Origin of the sequence: Vitiosangium sp. GDMCC 1.1324 (assembly GCF_003044305.1) — a bacterium.
Lineage (GTDB): Bacteria > Myxococcota > Myxococcia > Myxococcales > Myxococcaceae > Archangium.
This window is the reverse complement of the sequence record NZ_PZOX01000028.1, coordinates 64,889-78,622: the sequence shown is the minus strand read 5'-3', so window position 1 is coordinate 78,622 and position 13,734 is coordinate 64,889. Positions and strand designations below refer to the sequence as shown.

The window sequence follows — 13,734 nt, the reverse complement described above, 5'->3', positions numbered from 1 at the left end:
CATCACCCGGGCTGATACCTCCGTAAGCCCCGGCTCCGTCTTCTGATGGCGGAAAGTCCTACCCGCGCGTGGGACCGGGCTATAACGCCCCGACCGTCCGACTGTGCCACTCGACGCGGCCCCCATCCGCGCGAAGTCCGGAGTACCGATGAGCACCCACGCCGCTACCGCTCCTACCGCCCTCCCCCAGAAGACGCCGCTCCTCCAGTCCCGTCTGGGCTCGTTCCTCGCCGTGGTGCCCCTGAGCATCTGGGTGGTGAACCACCTGTGGGACAACCTCGCCGCCTGGCAGGGCGCCCAGGCCTGGCAGTCGGCGGTGACGCAGTACAAGCACCCGTACGCGCAGGCCGCCACGTTCCTCATCGTGATGCTGCCCCTGCTCTTCCACACCGGCTGGGGCCTGGTGCGCATGTTCAGCTTCAAGCCGAACAACCTCGCCTACCCGTACTACGGCAACCTCAAGTACATCGTTCAGCGCGTGGCCGGCCTGGGCGTGCTCGCCTTCCTGGGCGCCCACATCTGGCTGGCCTTCCTGCAGCCGCGGCTGATCCACGGCGGGGCCGAGCCCTTCGCCGCCATCGCCTACGAGATGCACTGGCACCTGCCCACGCTCATCGTCTACACGCTGGGCGTGCTGGGCACGGCGTACCACCTCGCCAACGGCCTGCAGGGCTTCGCCATGGGCTGGGGCCTGCTGTCCACCGAGCGCTCCATGCGCCGCTTCGAGCCCTGGTCCATCGTCATCTTCCTGGTGCTGCTGGCCATGGGCTGGGGCGTCGTCTACGCGATGTTCCAGGCGGGTGGGACGGACGAAGTCATCCGGGCCCGCGATGCGATCGTCCAGACCCGCGGCCAGATGCACTGAAGCACCGGCCTCCCGGACGCCCGCAACGACAACGGCCGCCCCGGTCTCCCGGGAGCGGCCGTTTCACTTTCGAGCCACGCGCTCGGGCGTGAGGAGCGCGGCCTAGAACGGGATGTCGTCGTCCCCGCCGCCGTTGCCGCCACCCATGCCACCACCGCCGCCCTCGTCCATGCCCATCGGGGGCGCGCCGTAGTCGTCGTAACCGCCACCGCCACCACCGCCCTGCTGCTGGCCTCCGCCGCGCTGCTGCGAGTAGCCGCCGCGGCCTCCGCCTCCCCCACCGCCCGAGCCCGCACCGGCACCGTCACGGCCGCCGAGGAACGTCACCGCGTTGGCCACCACCTCGGTGGTGTAGTTCTTCCGCCCTTCCTTGTCCGTCCACTCGCGCGTCTGAAGGCGGCCCTCGACGTAGCACTGACGGCCCTTCTTCAGGTACTCGCCGCACAGTTCCGCGAGCTTCCCCCACACGACGATCCGGTGCCACTCCGTGCGCTCCTGCTTCTGGCCGTTCTTGTCGGTCCAGGTATCGCTGGTCGCGATGCGGAAGTTGGCGACTGCCTGGCCGCCCGGGGTGAAACGCACCTCCGGGTCCGCCCCAAGGTTGCCGATGAGGATGACCTTGTTGACTCCTCCAGCCATGACGCTTCCTTTCTCGAGGACCGGTCCACCACGGGCCGGTCACATGCGTCTGGTGCGGGCACTCGGCCCACCACCGGACTCGCCCTATAGCATACCGGGCGAGTCCCCACCTGAACAGGGATTCACCCGGTCATCTGTTGGCTGTCTGGAGGAGGAGGAAGCGAGCGGGCAGGCGGCTTGGACTCACCCGCCCGGACGGGTCTCCGCGGTGCGATCGACGGGGCCGGGTCCCACCTGGACGGCGGAGGCCGGGGCCACCACCTGCGCGGGCACGCCCTGCGGCTTGGGCGCCTTCTCCTCGGCCACCTTGCGCGACAGCGTGCCTTCCAGGGAGCGGGAGAACTCCGCCAGCTTGGTGTCGGGGGAGCCCAGGCTCTTGCGCAGCGACTTCCAGAAGGGGTGGTCCGCATCGCCCGCCTGGACGAGCCCCCGCGCCAGCAGCGTGGTGGCCACCTCGCGGTCCTTGGCCGAGGCGCCTCGCAGCGCCTGCACCAGCTCCTCCGGCGCGGTCCGGGCCACCGCGCCCAGGCCCTCGGACATCTCGGACTCGGAGGCGCTGTCACCCGAGGCGGCTCCGGCCAGCTCGATGACGCGCGAGAGCGCCTCCGCGTTGCCGCTGGCGGCCAGCTCCACCATGCTGCCCAGGCCCGGCACCTCCACCGACAGCTCCCGCGCCACCGAGCGCAGCCGGCCATACACGTCCGTGCCCGCCGAGTAGCTGTCCAGCAGCGTGCGCACCCCGAGGTAGTCCTGCGGGTTGGACTGGTAGAGGCTCTCGGCCACCACCGCCCGCACCGCCGGATCCCTCTCGCTGCGCCACGCCGTGCGCAGGAAGCCGATGTTGCGCGCATCGCGCTGGCTGCCCAGCGCCAGGTACGTCTTCACCCGGCTCGTCACCTCGGCCATGGGGGTGCTCGACTTCTCCTCGCTGGCCAGCTCGGCCACGGTGCGCCCCGGGCCCATCGTGGAGCCCACCGAGGCCACCGCCGCGCCCAGCGAGTCCAGCCCGCGCACCACCGGCCCCGAGCGGCCCGGGTAGTCATTCACCATCATGGAGAAGATGAACTTCTCCCCGCCCGCCGCCTGCACGTAGCCGCTGAGGGCCGACACGTTCTCCAGCGTGCCCGTCTTGGCGCGCAGCCGGCCCACGGCCTCGGTGCCATCGAAGCGGTACTTGAGCGTGCCGTCCTTGCCGGCGATGCCCAGCGAGGACAGGTACTCGGGCGCCAGCGGGAAGCGCTCGTACATGTAGCGGAGGATGCGGTCCATCTGCGCGGCGGAGAAGCGGTTGGTGTCGTTGAGACCACTGCCGTTCTTCATCACGTACGTGCCGCGGGGGATGCCCACCTCGCGCGAGAGGAAGTCCTCCACCACGTCGATGCCCTTGGCGAAGGTGCCCGGCACTCCGCGCGACTCGGCGCCCATCGTCTTGAGGAGCGTCTCGGCGATGAAGTTGCTCGACATCTTGTTGAGGCGCTTGAGGACGATGTCGAAGGTGTCCGAGTGGGACACGTACACCAGCTTCGCCTTCTGGGGCGTGAGGCCCGGCTTCACCTTGCCCTTCACCTTCACGCCCCGCGCGCCCAGCATCTGCTTGAGCGTCTGGCCGAAGTACATGGGCGGGTTGTCGATCTTCTTGTACACGCTCATGTAGGCGCCGCCCTGCGGCACCTGGCCCCGCACCACGATCTTCTGCTGGGCGCCCGCGGAGTCCGAGGCCACCGAGAAGCGGCGGGCCCGGGCATTGCCCGTGGTCAGCGTGTTCTCCACCACGAAGAAGTCGCTCTGCGGCTCGAGTTCCACCACGCCCTTGGCGCCCAGGGTCTCTCCCGGCCGCAGGAACACGCCCACCGCGTTCCAGTTGAGGCTCAGCGCTCCGGTGGGAGCCATGTAGGCCCGATCCGAGTCCTCCTGATCGAAACCGGGCGGAGTGCGCTCAGCGTCGAACCACGAGTCGTCCACGATGATGTCCTGCACCTCGCGCAGGCCAGTGTGGAAGAGGTCCGAGACGATTCCGTAGAGGCGCTCGGTGTTGATGGTCGGGTCACCCTTGCCGCGCACATAGAGCGTCTTGGCCTTGATGCCGTCGGACTCGGCCTCCACGAGGAACTCGGTCTCGAAGCGGTACTCGGGCCCGAGGGTGACGAGCGCCGCCGAGGACGTGACGAGCTTCACGTTGGAGGCGGGGTTGAGCAGCTCGTCGGCGTTGTGGCTGAACACCACGGTGCCGTCGTCGAGGCTCATCATGTGGACGCCCACGCGGCTGGCGTTGAGCGGCTCGCGTTGCAGCACCTGCATCAATGAAGCCTTGAGCGCCTCGCGCTCGGCGCGCTTCTTGTCGTCCGCGGCGGCAACACCCGCGCGCGGAAGCATGACGAAAAGGGCAACCGTCACGGCCAAGAGGGTTCTGGCTCGGTGGACCTGCACGTGCTCTCCGGGAAAGATGTCGGCCATTATGGGAGGGGGATTCAGGGGCGGCAAGGGAGACACTCGACTGGCACGGGCCACATGGGCGCCCGGTCTTCCACCAGGCGGCAAAGCGTTACCCCATGTGTAGACCAGTGCTCGCTTTCCGAGAGAAAGCGACCAGGCAGCCATGCGTGACTCCGAGGGGGGATGCTACCCACCCACGCCGACATGGGGACGGAACTCTCCGGCGTGGTGTGAAGGACTCCGACAGGCCAGGACGCGGCGGCCGGACAGGGCCTGACTACCAGGGAATGGCCCGGCGGTTGCGGAAGAACCCTCCCGAGGGGCCCCGCGGGGGAAGTGTCGCGGCCCAGACGATGGTGTCCGCGCCCTCCTCCACGCTCCGAGGGGCCTGCGCCCCACCCATGCGCGTCCGCACCCAGCCCGGGCAGACGGCGTTGACGAGCAGGTGACGCGGCTTCAGCTCCCCGGCGAGCAGGCGAGTCAACGCGTTGAGCCCCAACTTGGAGACGCGGTAGGCCGAGCCCGGCCAGCCCTTCGCCGCGTACCGGCCGCCGCGCACGTCGTCGATGAATGAGCGCAGGAGCGCGACCAGCTCCTCCTGGGAAGCAGGCGGGTCGATGCGCTGGCGGATGGTGGGAGACAGGCCCTCCAGCTCGCCCGCGCCGCTCGACACCATGACGATGCGGCCGTGCTCCTCCATCAGCGGCAGCAGCCGCTGTGTGACATGCATCGCCCCGAAGAAGTTCACGGCGAGTGTTCGCTCGGCGACGTCCGCGTCGAAGCCATTCAGGGTGATGCCCGCGTTGTTGACGAGCGCCGCCAGCCGGATGCCCTGGCGCTCGAGCCGATCCGTCAGCTGGTCGATGCTCTCCTGGGAGGCGACGTCGAGGGGCTCGAACGTCACATCGAGGCCCTCGGAGCGCAGGGCGGCGGTGGCCTCGGCGCCGGCGGCGATGTCCCGGGCCGTGAGCAACACCCGCATCCCGAGCCGGCCGAGCTGCCGGCAGACCTCGAGCCCTATCCCCCGGTTGCCCCCCGTCACCAGCGCCGTTCCCGTCACCTTCGCCATGTGCCCATCACCTCCGACCTGGAAGGGTAATGATGGGAGATGGGAACAGCCATCCGCGGGGACGCCAGGGCGCGTGGGCGCTGATTTGCGTGGAGGGGACTCCCACGGGTACGTTCCGGAGGTTCCAGCGGTCACGTCTACGACCCGCCCATCGCCTGGCCCTACCCCGTCCATGAGCACGCGCCGCGACCCCAGCCAGCAGGCAGGAGCGACCCGCGACTGGGAGCGTGACCTGCAACATCGGAGCGAGCTCGCCACGCCCCAGGACACCGCGCGAGGGCTCTTCTTCAACAGCGTGCTCGAGTCGGTCCGGGCGCTCGGGGATGCGACCTCGGTGGCACGCTGCCAGGATGCGCTCGGAGGACAGACCTTCGTGGCCTTCTTCAACTACCCCGTGGCCCAGCTGCTGCGACTGACCCAGGTGGCGATGAGGGAGTTGAGCGGCTGGTACGGCGGCCCGGAGAACGCGGCGCGAGCCCTGGGACGCAAGGCCACCGCGGACTTCATGCGGTCCGCGGTGGGCAACGCGGTGCGCATGATGGCCGGCAAGGACGTCAAGCTGTTCATGAACAGCGTGCAGAGCGTCTACCGGATGGCGGCCGGCCATGGAGAGCGCCTGGTGGAGTGGCACGGGCCGAGGCGGGGTCACCTCTGCGTGCGGCGCAACTTCATGCCCGTGGCGTATCACGAAGGCGTGCTCGAGGAGCTCCTCGCGCGGTATGAACTGAAGGACGTGAAGGTCCAGGGCTGGCAGACGGCCCCGCTCGACAGCGAGTACGACTTCACCTGGGAGTGAGCGCAATGAAGGCAGTGGTGCAGCGGGTGCTCGAGGCCTCCGTCACCGTCCAGGGCGAGCGCGTCAGCCAGATGGGACCGGGGCTGCTCGTGCTGCTGGGCGTCGGCAAGGGGGACACCGAGGCCGACGTGACGTGGATGGCGGAGAAGCTCGCCACGCTGCGAATCTTCGAGGACGCCGCGGGGAAGATGAACCTCTCGCTGGAGGACACCTCCCGGCAGCTCATCGTCGTGAGCCAGTTCACCCTCTATGGCGATGCGCGCAGGGGCCGGCGTCCCAGCTTCACCGACGCCATGGAGCCCGCGGGCGCCAAGGCCCTCTACGAGCGCGTCTGCGACACCCTGCGCGCCCGGGGCCTCACCGTGGGCACCGGCGTCTTCGCCGCGGACATGAAGGTGGCGCTCGTCAACGATGGCCCCGTCACCCTCCTCCTGGAGAGCCCGGGGGCCGCCGCCCCTACCGCCGCCCGCTGAGCACCAGCGACACCAGGCCCGTCTTCTCGTGGGCCGCCTCGCGCACGTGCGACGTCAGCACCCCCAGCTCGTGGATCCACGAGGACGCGCGCTGGCCCAGCCCGGAGAAGGCCACCGAGAGCGCCGGGGGCTGAGGCACCGTGCCCAGCCAGTACGCCAGCACCTCGCCCAGCTCCGGCAACTCCACCGGCGCGAGCCGCTGCTTCTCCCGCTCCAGCAGCCGCCGCAGCTTGCGCTCCAGGTTGACGTGCCAGTGCGACACCGTGCGCGCCGGCCGCCAGGACCAGTCCGCGAAGGCATACTGCTCTCGTGGGACGTACCCACCCCGCCCCTGCGTGGAGAAGACACGGTCTGGCGGGAAGGAGGGAAAGGGCTCCCACTGGCCGCCGATCAGCGAGGCCAGCTCCAGGCCCGCCCCCGGGTGCTGCCGGAAGCCGTCCCGCCGCCCGTGAGCGGCCCGCGCGTCCGCATAGGGATAGGTGGGGTCCTCCACCATGAGCGCCAGGTGCAGGGCATCGTCCCAATCGCCCGCGTAGCCCACCCGCTGGCCCACCACCTCCCAGCCAACCGGACCGGAGCCCCACTGCCGGAAGGCCACCCGGTCCACCAGCTCCGCCCACGGCTCCTGCTCCACCCCTCCCAGGCCTCCCCCCACGTGCGAGGAGAGCAGCCGCTCGCACAGCAGGCGCGCCTCCTCGTCCGCGAGCTGGCTCCGCAGCGACTGCAGCGCCCTGGCCGAGTCGCTCATCGCCAGCGTCAGGAAGGGCAGCACCTGCTCATGGAAGAAGCGGTCGTTGACCGGCCGGAGGACCAGTTCCATCCGCCCGAGCGTACCATGTGCCCCCTCAGGGGCGGGCGTCTTCCTGGGCGATGAGGGCGTGGATGTCCGCGGTCGTGGGCGCCTCGAGGATGGCGGCCCGGAAGCGCGGATTCTTGAAGAGGCGCGAGATGCGCGCCAGCGCCTTGAGGTGGACGCCCGCGCTGTTCTCCGGAGCCACCAGGGCGAAGAAGAGGTGCGTGGGCTTGCCGTCGATGGCCTCGAAGTCCATCCCCTGACGGGACACGCCGAAGGCGGCCACCAGCTGCGTCAGCCCGCCCAGCTTCCCGTGGGGAATGGCCACGCCCTCGCCGATGCCGGTAGAGCCCAGCTTCTCGCGCTCGCGCAGCACCTCCACCAGCCGCTCTTCCTTCAAGTTGGGATGAGCCCGCGCCAGCGCGGCACTCAGCTCGCGCAATACCTCCTGCTTGTCACGAGCGTGGAGGTCGGCGATCACGGCTTCTGGGCTGAGGAACTCGGAGATTCGCAAGCTGGCGCTCCCAACGCAGTGGCGCTCCCTGCGCGGGCAATTACTCCTGGCCCTCGTTTCGCGCAAGAGTCGCCTGCCCTCCTTGTCCGCCTCCAGGCGTCTTCAACTTCCCCGGCCGGAAGATGGAGGGGTCGGAAGGGCTCGCTTAGGCTGCCTGGCAACGTGTTCCCCCGGCTCCTCCGCGCGCTCACCGTCCCGCTCGTCCTCTGCTTCGGGGCCTGTGTCACCACCCCCGGTCCGTCCGAGCCGCTCCAGGCGCACGCTCCCCCGCTCACTCCCACCCCGGCCCAGGTCGACGCCGACCCCGGCCCGGCCGCTCCCCTGGCCCCATCGGTGGACCCGGCACTCCAGGCCCGGGTGGACACCCTCCTGACCCGCCTGTCCCTCGAGGACAAGGTGGGCCAGTTGATGATGGTGGGCTTCGCCGGCACGGAGGTGGACGCGTCCGTGGAGGAGCTGGTGCGGGGCCGCCGGGTGGGCGGGGTGTGCCTCTTCAAGCGCAACATCGCGGACGGCGAGCAGGTGGCCCGGCTCAATGAAGGCCTGCGCCAGCTCCTGGCCAATGGCGTGCCTCCCTTCCTCGCGCTGGACCAGGAGGGGGGCAACGTGGTGCGGGTGAAGGACGAGGTGGTGGTGCTGCCGGGCAACATGGCGCTGGGGGCCACCCGCTCGGCGGAGCTGGCCTACGCGGCGGGTCTCGCCCAGGGGGAGGACCTGAAGCGCCTGGGCTTCAACATGAACCTGGCCCCGGTGCTGGACGTCAACCTCAACCCACGCAACCCCGTCATCGGCATCCGCTCCTATGGAGACTCGGTGCCGCTGGTGTCCGAGCTGGGGCGCGCCTTCGTGCGCGGCCAGCAGGACGCGGGGCTCGTCACCGTGGCCAAGCACTTCCCCGGCCATGGCGCCACGGACGCCGACAGCCACAAGTCCCTGCCCGTCATGCGCGAGTCCCGAGAGGAGGTGCTCGCCCAGATGGAGCCCTTCCACGCCGTCATCCAGGACGGGCTGGACGGGCTGATGACGGCCCACGTGGCGGTGCCCGGGCTCACCGGCGACGACATGCCGGCCACCCTCCACCCCCAGGTGCTCGGCGGACTGCTGCGCCAGCGGCTCGGCTTCGACGGGCTGGTGCTCACCGACGAGCTGGAGATGGACGCCATCGCCCAGCGCTACGGCGTGGGCCGGGCGGCGGTGATGGCGGTGAGCGCCGGAGCGGACATGGTGCTCGTCCCCTGGCGCCCGGAGAAGAAGACGGAGGTGTACGAGGCGCTGATGGCCGCGGCCCTGGCGGGAGACATCTCCCCGGCGCGGCTGGACGAGGCGGTGCGCCACATCCTCACCGCCAAGGTGCGCCGCGGCCTCTTCGAGCCGCCCCCCCTGCTCGAGGAGCGCCTGGCCACCCCGCCCTCCCCGGAGCACGAGGAGGTGGCCCACCGCATCGCCCGCGCCGCCGTCACCCTGCTGCGCACGGACGGCAAGCACTTCCCCCTCTCCCCGGAGACGCGCCTGGGCGTCATCACCGCCGAGAGCTCGCTGGGCGAGGCCATCCACGCCCGCGTGCCCCACGCCCAGGTGATGAACGTCCCCGCCTACCCCGCCAACGCCCGCCGCGCCGTCCTCCGGCAGCAGGCGCGCCGGCTGGCGCTCAACTCGGACGTGGTGGTGGTGGGACTCATCAGCTCGCGCCAGCTCGAGCTCGTCACCATGGCCGCCGCCACCGGACGCCCAGTGCTGGTGGTGTCCATGGGCCTGCCCTACCTCGCCGAACAAGCCGACGAGGCCCGGGCCGTGCTGGCCGTCTACTCCTACCAGCCCGCCGCCACCGAGGCCGCCGCGGCCGCCCTCTTCGGGGAGATCGGCACACCGGGCCGGCTCCCCGTGGGGCTGAGCCGGCTGGCCTTCGGTCACGGACTGGACGCGCCCCGCCGCGAGGAGCGGAGCGCGCGCTGAGGCTCAGCCCGCGGTGGGCGGAGCGTGCACGCCGATGAGGCCGTACTGCCCATCATCCTTGCGCCGGTACACCACGCAGACCTCGTGCGTGGACTCGTGCTGGAAGACGTAGAAGTCCTGGTTCATCAGGTTCATCTGCATCACCGCCTCGTCCACCGACATGGGCTTCACGGTGATCTCCGAGGTGCGCACGATGCGCGTCCCGGGCTGGGCGGCCGCCGGAGCGCTCAAGGGCTGGGCGGCAGGGGCCTCGGCGGCCTCGTCCAGGAGCTCCTCGGGCAGCTCGAAGACCTTGTGGCGCACCTTGAGGTTGTTCACCAGGCCCTGCCGGTGATGCACCCGCTCGCGTCCGTGGTGGTTCTTGATCTTCTCCTTGTACTTGCGCAGCTGTGCTTCGATCTTGTCCATCGCGAGATCGATGGACGCGTACATGTCCTCGCTCTTCTCCCTTCCGCGCAGCACCCACGAGCCGGAGTGGATGGTGATCTCCGCGTGGTGCAGGTGCCGCTCGAGCGACAGCACCACGTGGGCCTCACCGGCTCGGTCCAGGTACTTGTTCACCCGCTCGACCTTCTCCTTCGCGTACTCCTTGAGGGCATCGGAAGAGCCGAACTGGCGGAAGGTGATGTTGAGCTGCATGCGTTGCTGCCTCCGTATGGGGCTGGAGTGAGACGACGAGGACTCCGTTACAGATCAGAAACGCTCTGAAGGGACGAAAGCAACCCGCCCACTCGAAAGGACGGCTGTTCGCACTCCACTCAACAGGCAATGTCGTCTTGACTTTCCAGTTCGACTGGACTCCTGACACGCCCAGTACGGGGCCGCTGAGCGTCCGGGAATGTGGACGCGGGCAGAGGTGTAGACTCTTGCCGAGCTCGGGCGCCGGAGGGGTGGAACGCGGTTACAGCGGTAGTTCGATGACGAAGGCCGCGCCCCTGCCCCCGGGCCCCGATTCCACGTGCACGCTGCCGTGGTGGCCCTCGACGATCTGCCGCACGATGAAGAGCCCGAGCCCCAGGCCCCCGGCGCGAGCCTTGCCCTGGACCTGCTCGAAGCGCGCGAAGATGCGCTCGCGATCAGCCTCGGGGATGCCGGGCCCCTCGTCCCGCACCACCAACCGCGCGCCTCCGGGAGTCCGCTCCAGCCGCACCTCCACCGGGTTGCCCCCACCGTGGCGCATCGCATTGGTCAGCAGGTTCGTCACCACCTGCTCGAGCCGCAGCCTGTCAAAGCGCCCCACCAGCGACGATTCGATGTGTGAGGTGACGGACACCCCCGCCAGCCGAGCCTCGTCCCGGGTGCGCGCCACCAGCTCGGACACCAACGCCGACAGGTCCCCGGTGGCGAAGAGGAAGTCCAGCTTGCCGTGACGGATGCGGCCGACATCCAACAGATTGTCCACCAGCAGCCCCAACCGCCGCAGCGTCCGCTCGATGGCATCCAGCCGCGTCCGCGCCTTGGGGGACGCGAGCGGCAGGGAGTCATCCTGGGCCTCCAGCCGCCGCAACATCTGCATCTGCAGCGACAGGCCGGTGAGCGGTGTCTTGAGCTCGTGACTGGCGAGCGACAGGAAGTCGTCGCGCACGCGCACCGCCTCCTGCAACGCCAGCTCCGTCTCCTTCAACGCGGTGATGTCGAGGATGGCGCCGCGCACCACCATGGGCCGACCCTCCGCATCTCGCATCACCCGCGCCCGGCTGGTGAGCCAGTGCCAGGAACCATCCGGCCACCGGGTACGGAAGGTGGACGTATAGACCTTCACGTCGGAGGCGAAGATGCCCGAGACCTGCGCCTCCACCTCCGGGCGATCCTCCGGGTGGAGCGCGGCCATGAACTTCTCGTGGGACCACTCCGCCAGCGGCTCGGGGTAGCCATAGAGCCGGTCATGCCCCTCGGAGCGGAACACCATGCCGGTGGCCAGGTTCGTCTCCCAGACGGCCATCTCCGCGGAGTCGAGCGCCACCTGGAAGCGCTCACCCAGCAGCCGGAAGCGCTTCTCCACCTGCTCCACCAGGGCCTGGGCTTCCTCGCGCTGGGTGATGTCGGTGGCGAGCACCCACAGCTCCTCGTGCATGGGGAAGACCGATATCTCCAGCCACACGCGCGGCGGTACCGAGGCCAGGAAGCGCAGGGGCTTGCGCGTCTCGAGGGCGGACACCAGCCGATCGTGAAACGTCCTGCCCGCCAGCGCCGGCACCGCCGTCCACGGCTCCTGGCCGCGCAGCCGCTCGGGCTCCACCCCCAGCAGCGCCACCGCCCTCGCGTTGCAGTCGAGCACACGCCCCCGCGCATCCAATGACAGGAAGGCCTCGGACATGTGCGCGAGCAACAACCGCAGCCGCTCGTCAGCCAGGGGCGGGGGCTCGTTGGAATCAGCACAAGGCGCCTGGCCGGAACCGGGCGCGCTCGGACCCGAGGGCGCGCTCACCCCGCCACGGTCGCTGGCGCGGCCCCTCGCGTCAAGGACGGCGAGCGATGAGTGGAGGGCAACGGACGGCATATTCATCAAGTACAGCCCAGTCCGACCCACCCCCTGACGATTCACCTGAGCCTGATTGCTCTCCTGCGAACCATGCCGTGCGACAACGGACGGCGGGAATAGGACCCCATTGGTATAAGCCAGGAATTCACACGCCCATGCCTGGACCGCCGAATGGAAGAGACCCCATCGCCCCAGACATCGTCGCCCCTCGTGCTCATCGTCGATGACGACGACGCCAGGCGGTACATGCTCGCACGGACGCTGAGGCTGGCGGGCTTCAAGACCCAGGAAGCCATCTCCGGGCACGAAGCGCTCACGCTGGCCCAGGCGTCGCCCGACATCATCCTGATGGACGTGCGCCTTCCGGATATCCAGGGCTTCGAGGTGAGCCGCAGACTGAAGGGGGACCCGGCCACGGCCTCCATTCCCATCATCCAGATGTCCGCCAGCTTCACCTCCACACAAGACAAGACGCGGGCACTCACCGGGGGAGCGGACGGCTACTTGATAGCTCCCGTGGAGTCCGCAGAGCTGGTGGCCACCCTGCGCGCCGCGCTGCGCTCGCGTCAGGGGGCCCGGGAAGGCGCCCGCCAGCTCGAGTCCGAGCGCGCGGCCCGCGCCGCCCTGGAGACCACCAATGCCCAGCTCCTCATCCAGGTGGGCATCCTGGAGAACGTGCAGGACAGCATCATCGTCTCCGACCTGTCCGGCCACATCACCTACTGGAACAGGGGCGCGACCCAGATCTTCGGCTACACCTCCGCGGAGATGATGGGCCAGACGGTGGCACTGCTCTATCCGAGCCAATCCCCCGAGGAGCTGGCCACGGGCCTCTCGCGCATCTTCGTCACCGGCGAGTTCTCGGGAGAGTGGCTGGGCAGGCGCAAGGACGGAAGCGAGGTGTGGGTCACCGTCCGGACCCTCCTCATGCGCTCGAACGAGGGAGAGCCCATCGGCTTCATCGGCGTGAGCCGGGACGTGACCGAGGTGCGGCGCCTGCGCGCCGACGCCCTGCGCCGGGCCGAGCTCGCCCAGCAACTGGTGGGCATCGTCTCGCACGACCTGCGCAGCCCGCTGTCCGCCATCACCCTGGCCGCGGAGGCCTGCGCGCGGAGGGCGGGCGAGGACGTCACCCAACAGCGGATGCTCACGCGCATCCGCTCCAGCGCCGAGCGGATGACCCGCATGGTCAGGGACCTGCTGGACTTCACCCAGGCCAGCATGGGAGGCGGCATTCCGCTCCACCCCCAACCCATCGACCTGCACGAGCTGGCGCGGCAGGTGGTGGAGGAGGTGCAGTTCGCCCATCCCGGACGGATGATCCGCCTGGAGTGCGAGGGAGAGGGCACGGGAGCGCTGGACGCCGACCGCATCGCGCAGGTGCTGACGAACCTGCTGAACAACGCCCTGCACTACGGCACGCCAGACATTCCCGTGACCCTGCGCAGCACGGGGCGGGCCAGCACGCTGCAATTGAGCGTGCACAACCTGGGAGCCCCCATTCCTCCCGAGGACCTGGAATCCCTCTTCGAGCCCATGCGGAGGGGAGCCGCCACGACGGACAGCGCCCAGCGCAGCATCGGCCTGGGGCTGTTCATCGTGGAGCACCTCGTCCGCGCCCATGGCGGCACCGTCCAGGTGCACTCCACCCGGGAGGAGGGCACGACCTTCACGGTGCGCGTTCCACGCAACCCGTGAGCCGCGGAGGACGCCGGAG

At 69.7% G+C, this 13,734-nt stretch carries 12 protein-coding genes; 5 read left to right on the top strand and 7 right to left on the bottom strand.

The features are described 5' to 3' along the window. Positions 1–148 precede the first annotated feature (148 nt). Positions 149–865, top strand: a complete 717-nt coding sequence (locus DAT35_RS49590; protein ID WP_108076386.1) for a succinate dehydrogenase — start codon at positions 149–151, stop codon at positions 863–865. 102 nt (positions 866–967) lie between these two features. Here DAT35_RS49590 and DAT35_RS49585 read toward each other — a convergent pair whose 3' ends face one another. From DAT35_RS49585 to DAT35_RS49575, 3 genes are all read right to left on the bottom strand, one after another. Continuing rightward, entirely contained in the window at positions 968–1,504 is a 537-nt protein-coding gene (locus DAT35_RS49585; protein ID WP_108076385.1) for a single-stranded DNA-binding protein, read from the bottom strand. A 183-nt stretch (positions 1,505–1,687) separates the two neighbouring features. Continuing rightward, positions 1,688–3,931, bottom strand: coding sequence for a D-alanyl-D-alanine carboxypeptidase/D-alanyl-D-alanine-endopeptidase (gene dacB, locus DAT35_RS49580; protein WP_108076524.1), 2,244 nt, complete (start codon positions 3,929–3,931; stop codon positions 1,688–1,690). A 283-nt stretch (positions 3,932–4,214) separates the two neighbouring features. Further along, entirely contained in the window at positions 4,215–5,006 is a 792-nt protein-coding gene (locus DAT35_RS49575) for an SDR family oxidoreductase (protein ID WP_108076384.1), read from the bottom strand. Positions 5,007–5,178: 172 nt separating this feature from the next. On the opposite strand from DAT35_RS49575, the gene DAT35_RS49570 reads away from it, so the two are divergent. Continuing rightward, complete coding sequence (locus tag DAT35_RS49570) at positions 5,179–5,802, top strand: DUF2378 family protein (RefSeq protein ID WP_158502205.1); 624 nt, start codon at positions 5,179–5,181, stop codon at positions 5,800–5,802. 5 nt (positions 5,803–5,807) lie between these two features. Further along, positions 5,808–6,275 (top strand): D-aminoacyl-tRNA deacylase, encoded by a 468-nt coding sequence (dtd, locus tag DAT35_RS49565; protein ID WP_108076382.1) that lies wholly within the window; start codon positions 5,808–5,810, stop codon positions 6,273–6,275. Here the strand turns inward: dtd and DAT35_RS49560 are convergent. Further along, positions 6,259–7,095, bottom strand: coding sequence for a hypothetical protein (locus DAT35_RS49560; RefSeq protein ID WP_108076381.1), 837 nt, complete (start codon positions 7,093–7,095; stop codon positions 6,259–6,261). The genes dtd and DAT35_RS49560 overlap by 17 nt on opposite strands. Positions 7,096–7,120: 25 nt before the next feature. Beyond that, a complete protein-coding gene (locus tag DAT35_RS49555; RefSeq protein ID WP_108076522.1) occupies positions 7,121–7,582 on the bottom strand; it encodes a PTS sugar transporter subunit IIA in 462 nt (153 codons plus the stop codon). Between the two features lie 162 nt (positions 7,583–7,744). Here DAT35_RS49555 and nagZ point away from each other — a divergent pair, with 162 nt between their 5' ends. After that, positions 7,745–9,535: a beta-N-acetylhexosaminidase gene (nagZ, locus tag DAT35_RS49550; protein ID WP_233262178.1), complete on the top strand. Its 1,791-nt coding sequence runs from the start codon at positions 7,745–7,747 to the stop codon at positions 9,533–9,535. A gap of 3 nt (positions 9,536–9,538) precedes the next feature. Here nagZ and hpf read toward each other — a convergent pair whose 3' ends face one another. Then, on the bottom strand, positions 9,539–10,174 hold the full coding sequence (hpf, locus tag DAT35_RS49545; protein WP_108076379.1) for a ribosome hibernation-promoting factor, HPF/YfiA family: 636 nt from the start codon (positions 10,172–10,174) through the stop codon (positions 9,539–9,541). A 262-nt stretch (positions 10,175–10,436) separates the two neighbouring features. Then, the gene (locus tag DAT35_RS49540) at positions 10,437–11,867 is read right to left on the bottom strand and encodes an ATP-binding protein (protein WP_233262177.1); all 1,431 of its coding nucleotides are present in this window, start codon (positions 11,865–11,867) and stop codon (positions 10,437–10,439) included. A gap of 321 nt (positions 11,868–12,188) precedes the next feature. Here DAT35_RS49540 and DAT35_RS49535 point away from each other — a divergent pair, with 321 nt between their 5' ends. Then, a complete protein-coding gene (locus tag DAT35_RS49535) occupies positions 12,189–13,715 on the top strand; it encodes a PAS domain S-box protein (protein ID WP_108076378.1) in 1,527 nt (508 codons plus the stop codon). Positions 13,716–13,734 lie beyond the last annotated feature (19 nt).